General features: G+C 71.6%; 14 protein-coding genes and 1 pseudogene. 12 read left to right on the top strand and 3 right to left on the bottom strand.

What is annotated here, in order from left to right:
* Positions 1-38: 38 nt before the first annotated feature.
* Positions 39-308 (bottom strand): DUF3040 domain-containing protein, encoded by a 270-nt coding sequence (locus tag SSMG_RS21095; protein ID WP_009079261.1) that lies wholly within the window; start codon positions 306-308, stop codon positions 39-41.
* A gap of 158 nt (positions 309-466) precedes the next feature.
* Positions 467-1246, bottom strand: coding sequence for a right-handed parallel beta-helix repeat-containing protein (locus SSMG_RS21090; RefSeq protein ID WP_009079259.1), 780 nt, complete (start codon positions 1244-1246; stop codon positions 467-469).
* Between the two features lie 153 nt (positions 1247-1399).
* Here SSMG_RS21090 and SSMG_RS21085 point away from each other — a divergent pair, with 153 nt between their 5' ends.
* The 4 genes from SSMG_RS21085 to ribA all read left to right on the top strand — a co-directional run bounded on the left by SSMG_RS21085 (position 1400) and on the right by ribA (position 5951).
* Complete coding sequence (locus SSMG_RS21085; protein ID WP_009079257.1) at positions 1400-3181, top strand: serine/threonine-protein kinase; 1782 nt, start codon at positions 1400-1402, stop codon at positions 3179-3181.
* Entirely contained in the window at positions 3178-4002 is an 825-nt protein-coding gene (locus tag SSMG_RS21080) for a hypothetical protein (protein ID WP_050788239.1), read from the top strand. The genes SSMG_RS21085 and SSMG_RS21080 overlap by 4 nt, the downstream gene beginning before the upstream one ends.
* An 85-nt stretch (positions 4003-4087) precedes the next feature.
* Positions 4088-4834 (top strand): FHA domain-containing protein, encoded by a 747-nt coding sequence (locus SSMG_RS21075; protein ID WP_158688058.1) that lies wholly within the window; start codon positions 4088-4090, stop codon positions 4832-4834.
* Positions 4835-5315: 481 nt separating this feature from the next.
* Positions 5316-5951 (top strand): GTP cyclohydrolase II, encoded by a 636-nt coding sequence (gene ribA / locus SSMG_RS21070; RefSeq protein WP_009079250.1) that lies wholly within the window; start codon positions 5316-5318, stop codon positions 5949-5951.
* A 523-nt stretch (positions 5952-6474) separates the two neighbouring features.
* Here ribA and SSMG_RS21065 read toward each other — a convergent pair.
* The gene (locus SSMG_RS21065) at positions 6475-9567 is read right to left on the bottom strand and encodes a discoidin domain-containing protein (RefSeq protein ID WP_009079248.1); all 3093 of its coding nucleotides are present in this window, start codon (positions 9565-9567) and stop codon (positions 6475-6477) included.
* 174 nt (positions 9568-9741) lie between these two features.
* Between SSMG_RS21065 and SSMG_RS21060 the strand changes: the two genes are divergently transcribed.
* The 8 genes and pseudogenes from SSMG_RS21060 to SSMG_RS21025 all read left to right on the top strand — a co-directional run.
* Entirely contained in the window at positions 9742-10506 is a 765-nt protein-coding gene (locus tag SSMG_RS21060; RefSeq protein ID WP_009079246.1) for a sulfite exporter TauE/SafE family protein, read from the top strand.
* Between the two features lie 53 nt (positions 10507-10559).
* Positions 10560-12812, top strand: coding sequence for a xanthine dehydrogenase family protein molybdopterin-binding subunit (locus tag SSMG_RS21055; protein ID WP_009079244.1), 2253 nt, complete (start codon positions 10560-10562; stop codon positions 12810-12812).
* A gap of 1 nt (position 12813) precedes the next feature.
* Positions 12814-13281, top strand: a complete 468-nt coding sequence (locus SSMG_RS21050) for a (2Fe-2S)-binding protein (RefSeq protein WP_009079242.1) — start codon at positions 12814-12816, stop codon at positions 13279-13281.
* Entirely contained in the window at positions 13278-14093 is an 816-nt protein-coding gene (locus SSMG_RS21045) for a xanthine dehydrogenase family protein subunit M (RefSeq protein ID WP_009079240.1), read from the top strand. Before SSMG_RS21050 ends, SSMG_RS21045 begins: the two co-directional genes overlap by 4 nt.
* A gap of 132 nt (positions 14094-14225) precedes the next feature.
* Complete coding sequence (locus SSMG_RS21040) at positions 14226-14912, top strand: flavin reductase family protein (RefSeq protein WP_037714367.1); 687 nt, start codon at positions 14226-14228, stop codon at positions 14910-14912.
* Positions 14913-15272: 360 nt separating this feature from the next.
* Positions 15273-16124 (top strand): ESX secretion-associated protein EspG, encoded by an 852-nt coding sequence (locus SSMG_RS21035; protein ID WP_009079237.1) that lies wholly within the window; start codon positions 15273-15275, stop codon positions 16122-16124.
* 50 nt (positions 16125-16174) lie between these two features.
* On the top strand, positions 16175-16609 hold the full coding sequence (locus tag SSMG_RS21030; protein WP_009079235.1) for a hypothetical protein: 435 nt from the start codon (positions 16175-16177) through the stop codon (positions 16607-16609).
* Between the two features lie 11 nt (positions 16610-16620).
* A pseudogene (locus SSMG_RS21025) lies at positions 16621-17365 on the top strand (hypothetical protein); the annotation flags it as partial.

Below are 17365 nucleotides of genomic sequence, written 5' to 3'. Positions count from 1 at the left end.
ACCCGGACCGGCGCGGCTCGGCAGAACGACTCAGCCAGTCACCCGCGGTCGCGGCGGCGGGCGAGGTGCGTGGCCGCCCCGCCTGCCGCGGCGAAGAGGGCGCACACGGTGAGCGCGGGGCTCGACGCGGCGATCCCGGCGACCAGGAGGCCGCACGCGGCGACGTCCAGCAGGATCGCGAACGCGGTCAGCAGCGCGGCGGAGCGGGCCGGTTTGCCGCGGCGGAGGGCGGCGGCCAGCTCCGGGTCGCTGGTTTCGAACCAGCGCTCGATCTTGTCCAGCTCGACGCGTTCGTGGTGACTGAGCATGGAGGTCTCCTTCGGCGGCCCGCGTGCCGTCCTGGAGGAAGTACCCCTCCCGCCGCCTGGTGAACCACGTCACTTTCGAATCACCCGACTGCCCGAATCCCGCGCGGATCCGGTCGGTTCCGGTCACCGTGCGCTGTCAGCCGGACCGTCCACAATGGTCACGGAGCGCAAGCGGGCTCCGGTCCGACGTAGCCCTCCCGGGACGATTCGTCGATGCCGACCTCGCACCGGATCGAGGGGTCCACGCGGTTGCCTTCGACCCGTGCTCCGGTGGAGTGGATCGCCAAGCCGATCGCGTGGTCCGGGCCCGCCGCGAAGGTGTTGCCGGTGATGGTGGCCCGCTGCACGTCCTCGAACATCAGCGTTTGCGAGGCCACGAGCGTTTCGCAGAAATTGTCCTTGATCAGGAAATCGGTCGTATGGCCTTTTCCGTCGCCTTCGCCGTCGTTCGGGCCTTCCGCCATCAGGCACATGTTGTCGATTTTCTCGCAGCGGTTTCCCTCGATCCGGACGTGATTGCTCGGCGGGCTGTCGCTGGAGAAGGTCTGCATGCAGTCGGCGTGCGCGCCGCCGCTGTTCGAGGTGTTGCTGATCGTGTTGTGCTCGATCGCGAGGTAGTCGCCGAAGAACCGGATTCCGTCGCCGTCTCCGCCCTGCGGGGCGTTGATCCTGGTGTTCTTCAGGGTCACGTGGTTGCCGCGGATTTCGACGCCGGGCGCGGACGGTCTTTCGAGGGTGAATCCGTCGACGACGACCCAATCGGCGTCGACGTCGATGCCGGAAACGGATTTCCCGCCGCCGGAATACACGCGCGGATTGCCCGGCGTGCCGCCCTCGGTGATGTGCACGCGGGAACCGGCGGCGAGTGCGGACGGGGCGAAGGCGAGAGCCAGGGCCGCGGCGGCGGCCAGGACGAGAGTGCGGGTCGGCGTGCGCATCGGTCTCCTTCGTTCGCTCGTGCGGGGGACGCGGCGAAGATAGGACCGGACGGCGGGAGGGGTCCCCGGAGCCGCTTCCTGCGAACGCGCGCGATGCAGTATCGTTACTGCGAGTTACGGCACAGGGGTCGGACCACGCCGAGGGGAGCGTCGGTGCACGCGGACCAGCTCATCGCCGACCGGTACCGGCTGCTGGAGCGCGTCGGCAGCGGGGGAATGGGAGTCGTCTGGCGCGCGCACGACGACCGGCTCGGCCGCGAGGTCGCGCTCAAGCAGGCCCGGCTGTCCGACGTGGTGAGCGGGCGGACGCTGCGCCGCGAGGCCCGGCTGGCGGCCGGCGTGCTGCACCCGAACGTGGTCACGTTCTTCGACGTCGCGGTCGAAGGCGACGAGCTGTGGCTGGTGATGGAGTACGTCCCGTCGCGCAGCCTCGCCGAGATCCTCGCCGCGGAAGGACGGCTTCCCGCGCGCACGGTCGCCGAGATCGGGGTGCAGATCGCCGCGGCGCTCGGCGCGGTGCACGGGCACGGCATCGTGCACCGCGACGTCAAACCGGGCAACGTCCTGATCGCCTCGGACGGCCGCGCGAAGCTCACGGATTTCGGCATCTCCCGCTCGGTCCGCACGGACGAGACGGTCACCGATTCGCCGCTCATCGGCGGCACGCCGGACTACCTCGCCCCGGAGGTCGCGCAAGGGCATCCGCCCACCGCGGCGTCGGATGTGTTTTCCCTGGGGGCAACGCTTTTCGCCGCCGTCGAGGGCGCGCCGCCGTTCTCCGGCGGCAACGAATACGCGACGATCCGCCGCGTCGCCGAGGCCACGGTGCCGCGCGCGCGGCACGCCGACGGTCTCGCGCCGACCCTGGAACTGCTGATGCGGCGCGACCCCGCCGAACGGCCGACCGCGGTGTCGGCGGGGGAACTGCTGGCGAAGGGGATCGACGCGCTGCCGGTCGACGTGCCGAAGCCGCCGCGCAACCGGCGCGGGCTGCTGATCGCCGGGGTGGCGGTCGCGGCCGTCGCGGTCGTGGTCACCACGTATTTCGTGACGCGCCCGGACGGCCCCGCCGCGACGCCGCCGGTCGCGCGAGCGAAGCTCGGGATCGGCCCCGACCCGCGGGCCGCGGACCCGTGCCGGCTGATGGATCCCGCGCCGCTGAAACCGTTCGGCGACCCGGAAGTGGTTCCGGACTACGGGAACTTCAACCGTTGCGACGTGGTCTTGCAGAAGGGCGACCGCAAAGCGGACGTCCTGGTGGAGCTGAAGGATCCGCCCGGTGCGCCGGTGGAGGGCGTTCAGGCGAAGTCCGGGCCGTTCCCGGTGTTCGCCGCCGCGTCGCCGGAAAAATGCGAGCGGACGATCCAGCTGCAGGACCGGTTCGTGGTCGAGGTGACGGCCAAACAGGACGACGGTTACCAGCTCGACCTGTGCCGGGCCGCGGACACCGCGGTCGCGTCGGCGACGAAAGTCATGGCGACGGCCGGGGTTCCGCCGCGCACGGTGCCGTTCCCGCCGGGTTCGCTGGCGTACGTGGACGCGTGCTCGCTGCTGGACTCGCTCCTGGTTTCCTCGGCGGCCGGGGTCGCCGCGCCGGTCCAGATCAAACGCGGTTTCAGCGGGTGGTGGTGCGACTGGAAAAGCCTGGCGAGCGACCGTTCGGTGACCGTCATGTTCGACCGCGACCAGCCGCCGGACAGCACGACCGGCCAGCTCGTCCAGGTCGGCGGACACGACGCGTATCTCAAGACCGACGAGTTCGCCTCCGGCACCTGCCAGGCGGTTCTCGTCTACCGTCCCTACACCGACGCGCACGGGGACCCGAGGGTGGAACGCCTCCGGGTCGTGGTGCACGGAAATCCGCCCTCGGAGCGGCTGTGCGCTCCAGTGTCCACATTGGCCGGTTCGCTGGCCGGAAAGCTGCCGAAGACATGACCGCGATCGCCGGCGGGCCGCCGGAAGAGCTGGGCCCGGACCACGGCAGCCTCGCGCACGGCGTCCCGCCTTCGCCGCCCGGCACGATTTTCGCGCTCGCCGTGACCGGCGGCGTGCGGATGCCGCCGCGCGACGGCAGGCAGGTGCTGTTCGGGCGCAACCGCGACGACGTGCACGTGTGCGTCGGCGAGGACGACCGGAAGGTCAGCCGGAAACAGGGATTCCTGGTGCGCCGCAAGGATTCCTGGTGGATGCACAACACCGGCAAGCTGCCGATCCGGCTGCCCGGCTCGCGATTGCTGTTCCCGGAGGAGGAACCGGTGCCGCTGGCCGAGGGCTACACCGCGGCGTTCGTGCGCGGTTCGGCCGGGCGCGAGCACCTGCTGGAGGTGTACGTCGCGGGCGCGGACGGCCGCCGCCCGGATTCGCGGCCGCAGGACGTGACCGAACCGCCGCGGATGTGGCGGCTGACGCCGGACGAACGCCTCGTTCTCGTCTCGCTCGCGCAGCGGTATCTGCTGCAGGACCAGTATCCGCAGCCGCTCGCGTGGCGGCAGGTGGCGGAGCAGCTGTCCGAGCTGAAACCGGAAGCGCGCTGGAGCGTCAAGCGCGTGGAACATCTCGTCGGCGCCGTGCGCGCGCGGCTGGCTCGCGCCGGGGTGTCCGGGCTGACGAGGGAAGAGGTCGGCGAACCGGTCGGGAACGCGCTCAACGACAACCTGATCAAGGAACTTTTGCTGTCGACGTCCCTGGTCCCGCCGGACCTGGCGCTGCTCGAACCCGAGGACGATCCGGGAGGGGTCCCGGCCCCGCCTGCTTGACTCGCGGTGCGCGGCGGATCCGGCCCCGCGCCCCCGGCGGGTTGCTGCGCCCGGGGTTCCGGCAGCGGCTCCGCAGGGGGTGTCCGTGGCAGGGGAGGAGATGCGGACGCTGCCCGCGGGACACCCGAGCCTCGCGCTGGGGTTCGCGTCGCCGCCGGGCACGCTGGCGGTGCTGGGACGCGCGGGGGGAGTCCTGGTGCCGCCGGCGGCGCGGGGGCCGGTCACGTTCGGGCGGAACACCGCCGAGGTGACCGTGCCGCTCGGCGAGGACGACCGCCGGGTCAGCCGCCGCCACGGGGTGCTGGAACGACACGCGGACCGGTGGTGGGTCCGGGCGACCGGCAAGGTGCCGCTGCGGCTGCCGCGGTCCCGGCTGCTGTTCGCCGGAGCCGCGCCGGTTCCGCTGCCGGCCGGCTATCTCCCGGTGTATGCCCGCGGTTCGGGGGACCGCGAGCACGTGCTGGAGTTCCGGCTCGCCGACGGGACGCCGCCTCCGCCCCCGGCCGGGCGGCTGCGGCCGGACGAACGGCTCGTGCTCGCGATGGTGGCACGGGGCTTCCTGCGGCGGGAGGAAAGGCCGCGTGCGGTGCCGGTTTCGCTGGCTGCTCGCCGGTTGTCTGAGTTGGACCCGGACGGCGGCTGGAGTGCGGAAGTGGTGGCGGGGGTCCTGGATTCGGTGCGGTTCCGGTTCCGTCCTGGGGCGGGGGACGAGGATCTGGTGGCGGCGCTGGTTTCGGCGGCGGTGCTGGTGCCGCCGGATCTGGCCTTGCTGTCGCCGGAGTTGCCGCCGGTGGGGGACGAGGGGTGGATGCCGTCCACGTGGGGGAATTAAGCGGTCGTCGGGTCGGGCCGAGCGGAGTACGGTCGGCACGGCCGCGATCCCGGTGCGGCAAAGACGGGCGATCGGGCGCTGGACACCGGGAGTTTCCTTCGCCTGCGCCCGTACCAGGCCGTGCCCCTCCCCGACGGGCCTGCGCGTGCAGTTCCGGGTTTTCGAAGGGGGTTGGCTGTCTGGTTGAACCAGGTGCGTGGCGCGCGGGGGTGATCGTGCCGACCCGGGCGGTCGCCGACGAGCTGGCGATGCTGCTGGACGTGCCCGGTCCGCGTCGGGGGCGACCGTGCCGGAGGGGTCCGGTCGTGGTGCGGGGGGATCGCGGCTTGGCTGAGCCGCGCCGGACCGGTTTCGGAGGCGAACAATCCCAGGCCGCCGACCATGCCCGCGAGCCCGCGTGACCTTGGCCGCACTCCGGGCGCGCGTTTCTGTCGGTGGTTCTGGGTAGGGTCGGAATCATCGAGGGGAGAGGAGCTGCCCGATGACGACCATCCCACAGGTGCGCACGCGCGTGCGGATCCCGCTGCGATTCGGCGAGGGGCCCGCGGTCGAGGCCGAGGCGGTCACGTTCGCCGGGCTGTCCGACGGGCTCGAGCATCTTGCCTTCGTGCTGGGGGAACCCGGTCCGGTGCCGTTGGTGCGGCTGCATTCGGAATGCCTCACCGGCGACGTGTTCGGGTCCGCGCGTTGCGATTGCGGTCCGCAGCTGGCGGAATCGGTCGCGCGGATTTCCGAGGCCGGCGGGTACCTGCTCTACCTGCGCCAGGAAGGCCGCGGAATCGGGCTGTACAACAAGCTCGACGCGTACGCGCTGCAGGATTCCGGGCTGGACACCTACGCGGCGAATTCCGCCCTCGGCCTGCCCGAGGACGCCCGCGACTACGCCGCGGCCGCGCAAATGCTCACGCTGTTCGGCGTCGAGCAGCTGGACCTGCTGTCGAACAACCCGGACAAGGCGGCTCAGCTGGCGCGGCACGGCATCGCCGTACGGGAGCGGGTCCGCACGGGGGTTTTCGCGAACGAGACCAACGTCCGGTACCTGCGCGCGAAGGCCGAGCAGACCGGGCACACGCTCGCGTTGCCGTTCGACGACTGGCCTGCTAGCTCGGCGGTGTGAGGGCGGAGATTCGAGTGGGGTTGGCGTCGGGCGGGTGCCGGTCCGGGGTGTGGCGGCGCGAGGGCGGAGGCGTGGGTGAGCCTGGTCTGGCCGGGTGATAGCACGGAGATTCGGGCGAGGTTGGCGTTGCTCGGGTGCAGCTCCAGGGGTGGTGGGCAAGTGCGGCAGTGCGAGCGCGGCGGTTTCGGTGAGCCTGGTGTCGGCCGGTGCTAGTCCCGGCGTGCGGTGGGCTAGTTCGGCGGCGGTATGCGGGCGGAGATTCGGGCAAGGCTGATGTCGTTTGAGTGCCATTCCAGGGAGCGCTAGCACGGCGGTGTGGGGTGGAGGCCCAGGTGAGGCTGGTGTCGCTCGGGTGCCGGTCCGGAGTGCGGTCGGTTAGTTCGGCGGTGCGAGGCCGGAGGTCCGGCTGAGGCTGGCGTTGTTCGAGTGCCTGTCTAGGGTGCGGCGGGCTAGTTCGGCGAAGTGAGCGCGGAGATTCGGGCGGGGCTGGCGTCGCTCGAGTGCTCGTTCGGAGCGCGGTCGGCTAGCTCGGCGGTGTAAGAGCGGAAATCCGAGCGAGGCTGGCGTCGCCCGGTCGCCAGTCCAGAGTGCGGACCGCCAGGTATCGCACTGGCTGGGCGAGTGCGACGGAGGCGGTGCGTTTCCGGTCGGGGCGGGCGGCTTCGGTGTAGGCGACGCCGTCGGTGCTGGTCTCGATGACGGTGGCGGGCACTCGTCCGGCTGTCCAGGCGAGTTCGGCGGTCGCGAGCTGCAGTGCTGCGCCGAGGTCCACCACCAACCGGCCGCCGGGGCCGGGTTGCCACGCTGTCGCTGGGTTGTCGTCGACGGCGGCGTCCGGGCTGGTCATCCCCGGTGGCAGCGGTTCGGCGGGGAAGGTCACGGCACCGAGGGCGCGGTCGTTCAGCGGGTACGGCCGGGCGTCGGCGAAGACGACCGGCACGGTGCGGCGCGGCGGGAGCGTGACGGTGCGCGGACGGCCGCCGGTCGGGGTCACGGTCACGACTGCCGGGAGAAGTCCGGCCGGTGCGGTCAGGTCGACTCGGCTGGCGTCGTGCACTACCGCAGTCAGGCCGGGCGGTACGGCGCTGCCGGACCTGCCGCCCACGGTGAACTGGGGCGGTTCGATTCGGCCTTCGGCAGGGGAAAGGTCGTAGCTGAACGCGGTGCCGGTCGGGGTGACGTTTTGCGTGCCTCGGTACAGCAGCAGGGCCGTGCGATCCTGTGGCAGGGAAGCAATTCCGGTGGCCGCGCGGTCGGAAAGGTTGGCCAGCACGAGGAAATCGTCTGTGACACTCGCGTGGATTCCGGCCGCGGCGGCGCGAGGACGTCCGGCGAGCTTCGGCAGATCCGCGCGGCCGGGGTACAGCTCGGCCGAGAACGGGGCGGGCGGACCGGCGGAAAGCGTGACGTGGTCGTTCGTGACGGTGAGCGGATGCGGGCTGGTGACGACGATCCCGGCGCGGCCGTCGATGTCCAGCCAGCCGCCGGTGCTGTGCAGCGCGGGCACCGGATAGGTCGCTACGGAAGTCCAAGAGACGCCGTCGGCAGACGTTTCGATCCGGTACTTCCGTCCGGCGGCGGCTTCCCAGCTCAGGCGAACGCGGTCGAACCGTTGCGGGGCGCCGAGATCGACGGCCAGCCAGCTGTCCGCGCGCGGTCGGTCCGATGTGGACACTGCCCAGCGGGTGGCGGAATTGCCGTCGGTGGCGTACTTCGCCTCCTTGCCCGGTGCCGCGGAAGACGCGGACGCGGTTCCGGACAGGGCGAGGTCGGGGCCGGTGCCGTCGTGGACTTCGAACGACCAGAGCGAGTATCCGTACTGCGGATCCGGCTGCCCGCCAAGCATTCGCACGTGCCGCGCGGCCACCGGGGCGAAGGTCAGGTCGTCAGTGCGCGCACCCGCCGGTCCGGACTGCGCTTGGAGGGTCACTGAGCCCTCGGCAGTGGTGTACGTGCGGTCGCCGTCGAGGCCCGGAACGCCTGGCATGGCCAGGTTGTAGACGTTGAGCACGCCTTCGTCCGCCGCGACGCCGGTGCTGGCGTAGACCGCGGTGCCGGTCGGGAGAGTGGCGAGCGCGGCGTACCCGGTGTCGAACCGCAGGACGCCGACGGTGCCGTCGAATCCGTCGCGGACCTTGCGGTACGTCGTCGGGTGACGTTCGCGCACCGCGATGTTCGTGGCGGGCAGCAGCATCGGGTTGGCGCCGCCGAGGACGAACAGCCAGTCGTCGTGGTTCGGCTGCCAGGCGAATTTCACGAAACCGGGCTTGCTGACGGTCGCGGCCCACGCGGCGGGAGAGCGGTGGGCCAGCAGGCCTGGTCCGGGACCGAAGTCGGCGGCGCGCGCGGCGTGGGCGTCGAATTCTTCCTTGCGCACCGCATTGATCGGGCCGCCGTGTTCGGCGCGCCATTCGTGCAGGAGGTAGCTGATCGCGAGTTCGGCGCGAGCCTCCGGTTCGTACTTCGGTTCGCCGGAGAACTTCGTGATCCGGTCGACCGGCGGGTACGCCTGGTACGGCTCCAGCCGCGCGGCGAGCTGGGCCTCGGCGTAGGCGGCGGGCCGGTCGCCGAGCACTTGGGCGCGGAAGGCCAGCGGGAGGACGTCCCGGCCGTAGAGGTGTTCGCGGTCGGCGACCATCGGCATCAGCGGTTCGCCCGCGTCGCTCGTCATCAGGAGCATGGTGCGCCACAGCAGTTCGCCGTTCGGCTGCGCGGTGAGCACCTCGGGGAGCGGGACGCCGGCGGCGAGGAAGTGCATCGCGTTGCGGCCGGACGTGCGCCAGAGTTCTTCCTGGTAGTGCGGGCCGAACGAGCCGTGGTTCTCGACGAGGAACGTGTCGTACAGGTTGGTCGCGGTGTTGTCGCTGATCGGCTTTCCGTCGACGAGCCGGGGATTCGCCCGGTCCGCCGCGGGCAGGCCGCCCTCGTTGCGGCTCCAGGAACCGAAGGCGGCGCGCCACTCGGGAGCACGCGGATCGTTCGGCGCCCAGGCGAGCGCGGGGGCGAGCGACTGCGCGTAGACGCCCATCTCCTCGAGTTTCGTGTCGCCGACGTAGCCGCCGCGCAGGCCGTTGGGCGTCCAGTCGCCGGACGCGGGATCGTTGCCGGTGCCGAGGCTGGTCGTGTAGGCGGCCTGTTCGGCGGCGATGCGCTCGACGTTCCGCTGCGTCGCCGCGTCCAGCTCTGTCCACAAGAGACGCGCGGCGAGCTGGAAGTAGGACTGGAAAGTGGTGTCGAAGAACAGTTTCCGGCCCCATTCGGAACCGCCGGTGAGCCGGTTCGAGGCGGCGAAGTGCTTGATGGTGGCGAGGGTGTGCGCACGGAGGGTCTCGCGGTCGACTCCGGCGACGGCGGCGTCGTACCCGTCGCGGGTCAGCAGGAGCGCGTTGCCGAGAACGACCGCGAAGGTGAAGTCTCGCGCGGGGTAGATCCCGGCGCTCGCGTCGAACTGTTGCTCGGCCCAGCGGGTGTGCCGGAGGAGAACTCGCAGGTACGTCGCGGCGACCGGATCCGGCGCGGGCCGGGACGCCGCCCGCGCCGCGGTTCCCGAGGCGAGGAGGACCACGGCTCCGGCGCCCGCGAGACCGAGCGCTTGCCGCCGGGTGAACCCGTCCATCCCGCGTCCTCCAGACTGCTGACAACCTTGTCAGCGGGGATTCTCTGCGGCGGCGGAGCGCCCGGGCAACCCTGTCGGCCGATCCCGTCCGGTTTCGGACAACGGATGTATAACGACCTATACGGCGCGCGCCCCGACCGGGGATCGCCGGGTGCGGCATGTTGAGATGACAACGTGATCACTGGCCTCGGCGGATTCCTGCTGCTCGTCCTCGCCGGAGTCGGAGCCGGACTGACCGGTGCGACCGCAGGCCTCGCGTCGCTGGTCTCGTACCCGGCGCTGCTCGCCGCCGGACTTCCGCCGGTCACGGCGAACGTCACCAACACGGTGGCGATGCTGGGAACGACGGCCGGGGCGGCGGTCGGCGCGCGTCCGGAGCTGAAGGGGCAGGGTCGCCAGCTGCTGCCGTTGTGCCTGATCACGACGGCAGGCGGGGCGTGCGGCGGCCTCGTGCTGCTGGTCAGCTCGGCGGACGCGTTCACCGTCGTCGTGCCGTGGCTGATCGGCGGCGCGTCGATCGTGCTGATGGCCGGTCCGCGCCTGCGGAGGATGGCCGAGCACAGCGAGCACCGCGGAATCGGGCCGCTCACCGGGGTCGCGGCCTTCCTGGTCGGGGTGTACGGCGGGTACTTCGGGGCCGCGGCCGGGGTGCTGATGCTCGCGCTGCTGACGACGGCGTGGAGCCAGCCGCTGGCCCGCACGAACGCGGCGAAGAACATCGCGACCGGAACCGCGAACCTGATCGCCGCGCTGGTGTTCGCTTTCACCGGCAAGGTCTACTGGCCCGCGGCGATCGCGGTGTGCCTCGGCTCGGTCGCGGGCTCGTGGCTGGGGTCGGTGCTGGTCCGGTACCTGCCCGCGACGCCGCTGCGGATCGCGATCGGGCTGGGCGGGCTTTCCCTGGCGGTGGTTTTGGGTTGGCAGGCCTACTCGGGCTGACGCGGGGCGGCCGATGCGGGCATAGTCGGCGGGGTACCCGAGCAGGAGGACAGATGAGCATTGTCGGCACCCGGGTGGTGCGCGTCGAAGACGAGAAGCTGATCACCGCGGGCGGAACGTACGTCGACGACCTCAAGGAAGAAGCGCTGGCCGGCGCCGTGCACGCGGTGTTCGTGCGCAGCCCGATCGCACACGCGCGGATCGTCGGCATCGATGTCGAGGAAGCACGCACCGCGCCGGGCGTGGTCGGGGTGTACACCGCGGCCGATCTCGATCTCGGGCCGGGCAAGGCCGGGCCCGTCGCCGAGCCGTTCCTGGCCAAGGACGTCGTGCGGTACGTCGGCGAGCCGGTCGCGCTGGTGCTCGCCGAGGAGCGGTACCAGCTCGCCGACGCGGCCGAGCTGGTCGACGTGGACTACGACCCGCTGGACGCGGTCGCGGACTTCGACACCGCGCTCGCCGACGAGACGCTGGTGTTCCCGGACCACGGCACCAACGTGGTCCACACGCACGGCCCGGAGGAGTTCGACGATTCGGTGTTCGAGGACTGCGAAGTCGTCGTCACCGAGGAAATCCTCAACCAGCGCGTGGCCCCGGCCCCGGTCGAGCCGCGCGGGGCGTCCGTCGCGTGGGGCGAGGACGGCCGGGTCACGTTGTGGCTTTCCACGCAGAACGCGCAGATCGGCCGCAGCATCGTGGCCGGCGGGCTCGGGATCGGCGAGGACCTGGTGCGGGTGATCGCGCCGGACGTCGGCGGCGGCTTCGGCGCGAAGATCGGCGCGGACCCGGAAGCGGTGCTGCTCGCCTGGGCGGCGAAGCGGGCCGGACGCGCGGTGCGGTGGGCCGAATCGCGCAGCGAGAACCTCACCTCGATGACGCACGGCCGCGCGCAACGCAACACCGTGACCATCGGCGGCAAGCGCGACGGAACTGTGCTGGCGTACCGGCTCGACGTCCTCCAGGACACCGGCGCGTACCCGCGGGCGCTGTTCCTGCCGACGCTCACCGAGCTGATGGCTCCGGGCGTCTACCGCTTCCCGGTGGTGCAGACGCGCAGCCGCGGCGTGGTCACCACGACGACGCCGATCGCGGCCTACCGGGGCGCGGGCCGTCCTGAAGCGACGGCCGCCGTCGAGCGCGCGATCGACCTGTTCGCCGCGGAAATCGGCATGGACCCCGCGGACGTGCGGCGGGTCAACTTCATCCGGCCCGAGGAATTCCCTTACCAGACCCCGACCGGCGGCTCCTACGACACCGGCGAATACGCCGCGGCGCTCGACAAGGTGCTCGACGCGGCGGGGTACGCGCAGCTGCGCGAGGAGCAGCGGAAGCGCCGCGAGGCCGGGGACCCGGTGGCGCTGGGGCTCGGCATCGCGTCCTACGTGGAGATCACCGGCGGCGACGCGGGCGGCGAGAGCGGCCGGGTCGACGTGCACCCGGACGGTTCGGTCACCGCGTGGACCGGCAGTTCCCCGCACGGGCAGGGGCTCGGGACGTCGCTGGCGATGCTGCTGTCGGACCAGCTCGGCGTGCCGATGGACAAGATCACCGTCCGGCACGGCGACACCGACGAGGTCCCGCGCGCGATCGGCACGTTCGGCTCGCGGTCGCTGCAGCTCGGCGGTTCGGCGATCCGGCAGGCGGCCGAGGAGGTCGTGGCGCAGGCCCGGCAGGTCGCGGCGGACCTCCTCGAAGCCGCGCCGGACGATCTGGAGCTGGACGTCGAACGCGGCGTCTGGCAGGTCCGCGGCGCCCCGTCCAGCACAACGCTCGACTGGGCCCGCGTCGCCGCCGAGGCGGACGGGTTCACCGCGGACGTCTGGTTCGGCGACGGCGCGCCGACGTTCCCGTTCGGCGCGCACCTCGCGGTCGTCGAGGTGGACACCGAAACCGGCAAGGTCGAGGTGCGGCGGCTGGTCGCGCTCGACGACGCGGGCCCGATCGTGAACCCGCTGACCTTCCGGGGCCAGCGGCACGGCGGGCTCGGCCAGGGCATCGCGCAGGCGCTGCTCGAGGTGATGAGCTACGACGCGGACGGCAACCCGACGACCGCGACGCTGGCCGACTACTCGTTCGTCACCGCGCCCGAGCTGCCCGATTTCGAACTGGTGGACATGGAAACGCCGACGACCCGGAACCTGCTGGGGGTCAAGGGGATCGGCGAGGCGGCGACCATCGGGTCGACGCCGGCGGTGCACAACGCGGTGGTCGACGCCCTCGCCCACCTCGGCGTGCGGCACCTGGACATGCCGGCTACGCCGCTGCGGGTGTGGACGGCCCTGAACGACGCTAGGAAGGCGAACTGACGTGCGGGTCTCGATCGACGTGAACGGGAAGACGGTGGCGCACGAGGTGCCCGACCGCACCCTGCTCGTGCACTACCTGCGGGACACCGCGGGCCTCACCGGCACGAACATCGGCTGCGACACCACGTCCTGCGGGGCGTGCACGGTGCTGCTCGACGGCGAATCGGTGAAATCCTGCACGGTGCTCGCCGCTCAGGCGGACGGGCACGAAGTGACCACTGTGGAGGGTCTGGCTTCCGAAGACGGGCTGCACCCGGTGCAGCGCGCGTTCCGCGAGCAGCACGGCCTGCAGTGCGGGTTCTGCACGCCCGGCATGATGATGGCGACGGTGTCGCTGCTGAAAGAAAACCCGAAGCCGACGCGCGACGAAGCCCGCGCGGCGCTGGAGGGCAACCTTTGCCGCTGCACCGGCTACCACAACATCGTGAGCGCGGTCATCGACGCGTCCGGGCAGGAGGTGGCGCAGTGATCCCGGCCGGGTTCGCCTACCGCCGCGCGTCCACTGTGGACGAAGCGCTCGCGCTGCTCGCCGAGCACGGCGAAGACGCGAAGCTGCTCGCGGGCGGGCATTCGCTGCTCCCGCTGATGAAACTCCGGTTCGCCGCGCCGGAGGTCGTGGTGGACATCGCGCCGCTGCGGGAGCTGAAGTTCGTCCGGACCGAGGGCGACGAGGTGGTGATCGGGGCGTTGTCCCGCTACCACGACCTCGAACACGACCCGGTGCTCGCCGAGCACGCGCCGCTGATCGCGCACGTGTCCGGTTCGGTCGGCGACCCGCAGGTGCGCCATCGCGGCACGATCGGCGGTTCGCTGGTGCACGCGGACTCCGCGGCCGACCTGCCCGCGGCGGTGCTCGCGGCGGACGGCACGCTCGTCGCGCGCGGACCGCGGGGGGAGCGGCGCATCCCGGCCGCGGAGTTCTTCCTCGGGCCGTTCACCACGCCGCTGGAGCCGGACGAGCTGCTCACCGAAATCCGGCTGCCGAGCCAGGCCGGGCTGGGCTGGGGATTCGAGAAGTTCACCCGCCGGGCCATCGACTGGGCGATCGTCGGCGTCGCGGTCACCGGGCGCTCGGTCGGCCTGATCAACATGGGCGGCACGCCGCTGCGGGCGTCGGCCACCGAACGCGCGCTCGCCGACGGGGCCACCGCGGCGGAGGCGGCGAAACTGGCCGCGGAGGACACTTCGCCGCCGGACGAACCGCACGCCACGGCCGAGTACCGGCAGCACCTCGCCCGTGTCCTCACCGGCCGGGCCCTGGCCGCCGCGGGCATCGCCTGACCGACCGTCCGTGAGGGGAACCCTGAGGGACTCAGAGTCCCTCAGGGTTCCCCTCACGGCGTTTCCGGGGCGGGAAAGCGACGGCCGATTTCCGCCAGCGACGCCCCCGCGGCGGTCGCCAGACTGGGCGGTGTGAACACGACTTTTCCCGCGCACACAACGATCGAGCCCGGCATCCTCTACTTCGGCACCCCGGTGGTGCTCATCTCGACGTCCAATGAGGACGGTTCGGCCAACCTGGCCCCGATGTCGTCGGCGTTCTGGCTCGGCTGGCGCGCGATGCTCGGCCTCGGCGCGCGCTCCAAGACCACGCAGAACCTCCTGCGCACGCGCGAATGCGTGCTGAACCTGCCGTCCTCGGCGATGGCCGCCGCGGTCGACCGGCTGGCCCTGACCACCGGGTCCGACCCGGTCCCGCCGGGCAAGGAGAAGCGCGGCTACTTCCACGTCGCGGACAAGTTCGGCCGCGCCGGGCTCACGCCGGCGCCGTCCGAGACGGTCGCGCCGCCGCGGGTCGCCGAATGCCCGGTCGCGATGGAAGCGGTGCTGGAGTCCGTGCACCCGTTCGCCGAGGACGACGAGGCGCAGCGCGGCGGCATCGTCGGGCTGGAGGTGCGCGTGCAGCGGGTGTTCGTGCACGACGACATCCGGATGCCGGGCACGGACGACCACATCGACCCGGACGCGTGGCGGCCGCTGATCATGAGCTTCCAGAAGCTGTACGGGCTCGGCCCGCAGGTGCACGAATCGACGCTCGCGCGCATCCCGGAGCGGATGTACCGCTCACCGGACATCGAGCGGGCGCGCGGCGTCTCCTGACGCTGTGTCCACTGTGGAGCAACGAACCGGCTAAACGACGGCGAAGGACAGAAGAACAACTCGGTAAAACCGGGCGCGACAAGGGCCGCTGCGATCCGCAGCGGCCTTTTTCGCAGCAAGAAATCTCCGTCGCTTCGCGGCCCCGCGTCAAGCGGCGCGCGCGGCGAAACCGCAGGTCGTGTCTCTTCGGACACGGCCCTCGGTACATTGGGGCAGCCGTCCCCGCGGTGATCGCCGGCCCCCGCCGGACTGATAGTCTTTTCCCATTGCGAATCCCAGGCACGGCAACGCAAATCGGCGTCCCGCAAGGGCGCCGGGGCCGGTCGTGCCCGACCCGGCTGTGGGAAGGATGCCCTCGGGATGGCGGACAGGTTCGAGTTCGTTCTCGACGTCGTCGAAGCTTTGGTGATCGGGGAGGCGACCGGCGGGAACATCCGCCAGTTCCCGCTGCGGATCGGCTCCGTGCCCGCGGAACCCGACCGGTACGTGCGGGTCGCGAAGATCGTCAACGACGCGATCGAGGAGCGCAGGCTCTCGACCGGCGACGAGCTGAGCCCGTACGTGCGCACCGCTTTCGAGCTGCTCGCGAAGCCCCGGGTGTCGGTCGCGGTCAGCGGGATCGACGGCCTCGGCGCGGACATCGCCGTGGTCGCGCTCAGCGACGGCAGGCAGGCGCTCGGGATCACCCAGGACGCGAAGACCGACGAACTGCTGTTCTCGCTGTTCGACGACGAGGAACTGGTCGAGGTGATCGCCGGGGTGCTGCCCCACGCGCGCCCGGCCAGCACCGGCGCGCACACGGTCCGCCAGGCGGCCGAGCGCGAGGTGTCCGCGATGACCGCGCGCCGGCGGGCCGAGGCGGCCGAGGACGAGGAAGAGACCGACGCGTTCGGGATGATCGAGGTCAGCGGGCGCGTGCAGCCGCGCCGCCCGGACCCGCGGGTCTCCCGCGCCGCCCCCGGCGGGGTCGAGGTGCTCGAACGCGTGCTGGCGCAGCCGCGGCTCGGCGGCGGGCACATCGTCGCGAGCGGCTGGGGCCGCCACGGCGAGCGGCGCGCCGGATCGCCGATCGGCTGGCTCGACACCGCCGACGGCCGCTACCTGATCACGTCGGCCGTCAGCGAGTCCGGCGACCTGACCGCGGAGTACCGGCCCGCCGGGCGCCGGGATCTCGTCCGGGCCGTGCAGCAGGCGGTCTCCGAGGTCTACTGATCATCCCTTTCCCCGCAACGGCGACAGTTCACGAGGAGAACGAGGTCCCGATGACCGACGACGCAGCGACGGCGATGCAGGACAGGATGGCCCCGGTGCAGGCCACGAGAGCCCTGCTGCCCGCGCGCCAGCTGAAGACGCTGGCCGAGCGGGGATCGTTCGCGGTGGACGACAGCACCGGCGACAAGATGATCGCCGCGCTCGAAGGCGTGGTCGACGCCCTGCAGGCGCGCTGGAACGCGCTGGAGAAGGTCGGCGTGGCCCCGGCGATGTCGAAGAGCCCGGCCGGGCAGTTCGTCAGCAAGCACATGGCCGAGACCGCGCGCGACGCGCAGGGCCTGCTCACCCAGTTGCAGGCGGCCCGCGACGAGTTCCCGACCTACGTCGAGGCGATCAAGCTCGCGAAGAAGAACTACAAGGAGCGCGAGCACAGTTCCGCCGAGACCTTCGAGCGGATCCACCGCACCGCGGGCGAACAGGGCTGAAGGGGAGACCAGTGGCCGAGAAGAAGCAGCCGACCGCCGAGTCCGTCTCCGACCCGAGCTCGACGGACTACGACCCGTCCAACAAGGACCTGTACAACCCGACGCTGGACCCGTCGTCGAAGTACTACATCGGGCCGGTGCGCCCGGACGACGTGGCCTCGGGCGACCAGCTGCGCGAGGACGCGACGGCGAAGATCGACGCCATGTTCAACGGCTGGCTCTTCCCGAACGTCCAGGGCAAGCTGCGCGACCAGCTGATCCAGAAGATGTACGAGCGGAATCTCGAAGAGTCGAAGAAGCACCTGGGCAACGACCTGGAGATGCGCGACCCGGGAGCGGTCCCGCACACCGACTGGAAGAATGCGACGCACGAGCAGATGGTCGACGCGATCACCTCGGAGGCGGACCCGGCCGCGGTGGCCGAGTCGTCGGAGGAGTGGGTGCGCATCGGCAACGAGCTGGCGACGCACCAGAAGAACCTCGGCGACGCGATCAACGCGAGCACCTCGGACTGGAAGGGCGCCGGCGGCGACGCGGCGCGCGTGCACCTCGCGAACGTCGGCAAGTGGCTCGGCGCCACCGCGCAGGGCGCGACGCTGACCGGGCGCCAGCAGGAGGTCCACTCGCAGGCGCTCAACGAGACGCAGAAGGCGATGCAGGCCAACCCGCCGGTGAAATTCTCGGCGCAGGACGCGAACAAGGTCCTGATGACGATCAAGGACCCGGCCGCGTACGTCCTGGCCTACTCCTCGGCGA

It is taken from the genome of Streptomyces sp. AA4 (genome assembly GCF_000158875.1).
Taxonomy (GTDB): domain Bacteria; phylum Actinomycetota; class Actinomycetes; order Mycobacteriales; family Pseudonocardiaceae; genus Amycolatopsis.
This window is presented reverse-complemented; position numbering and strand designations above follow the sequence as displayed.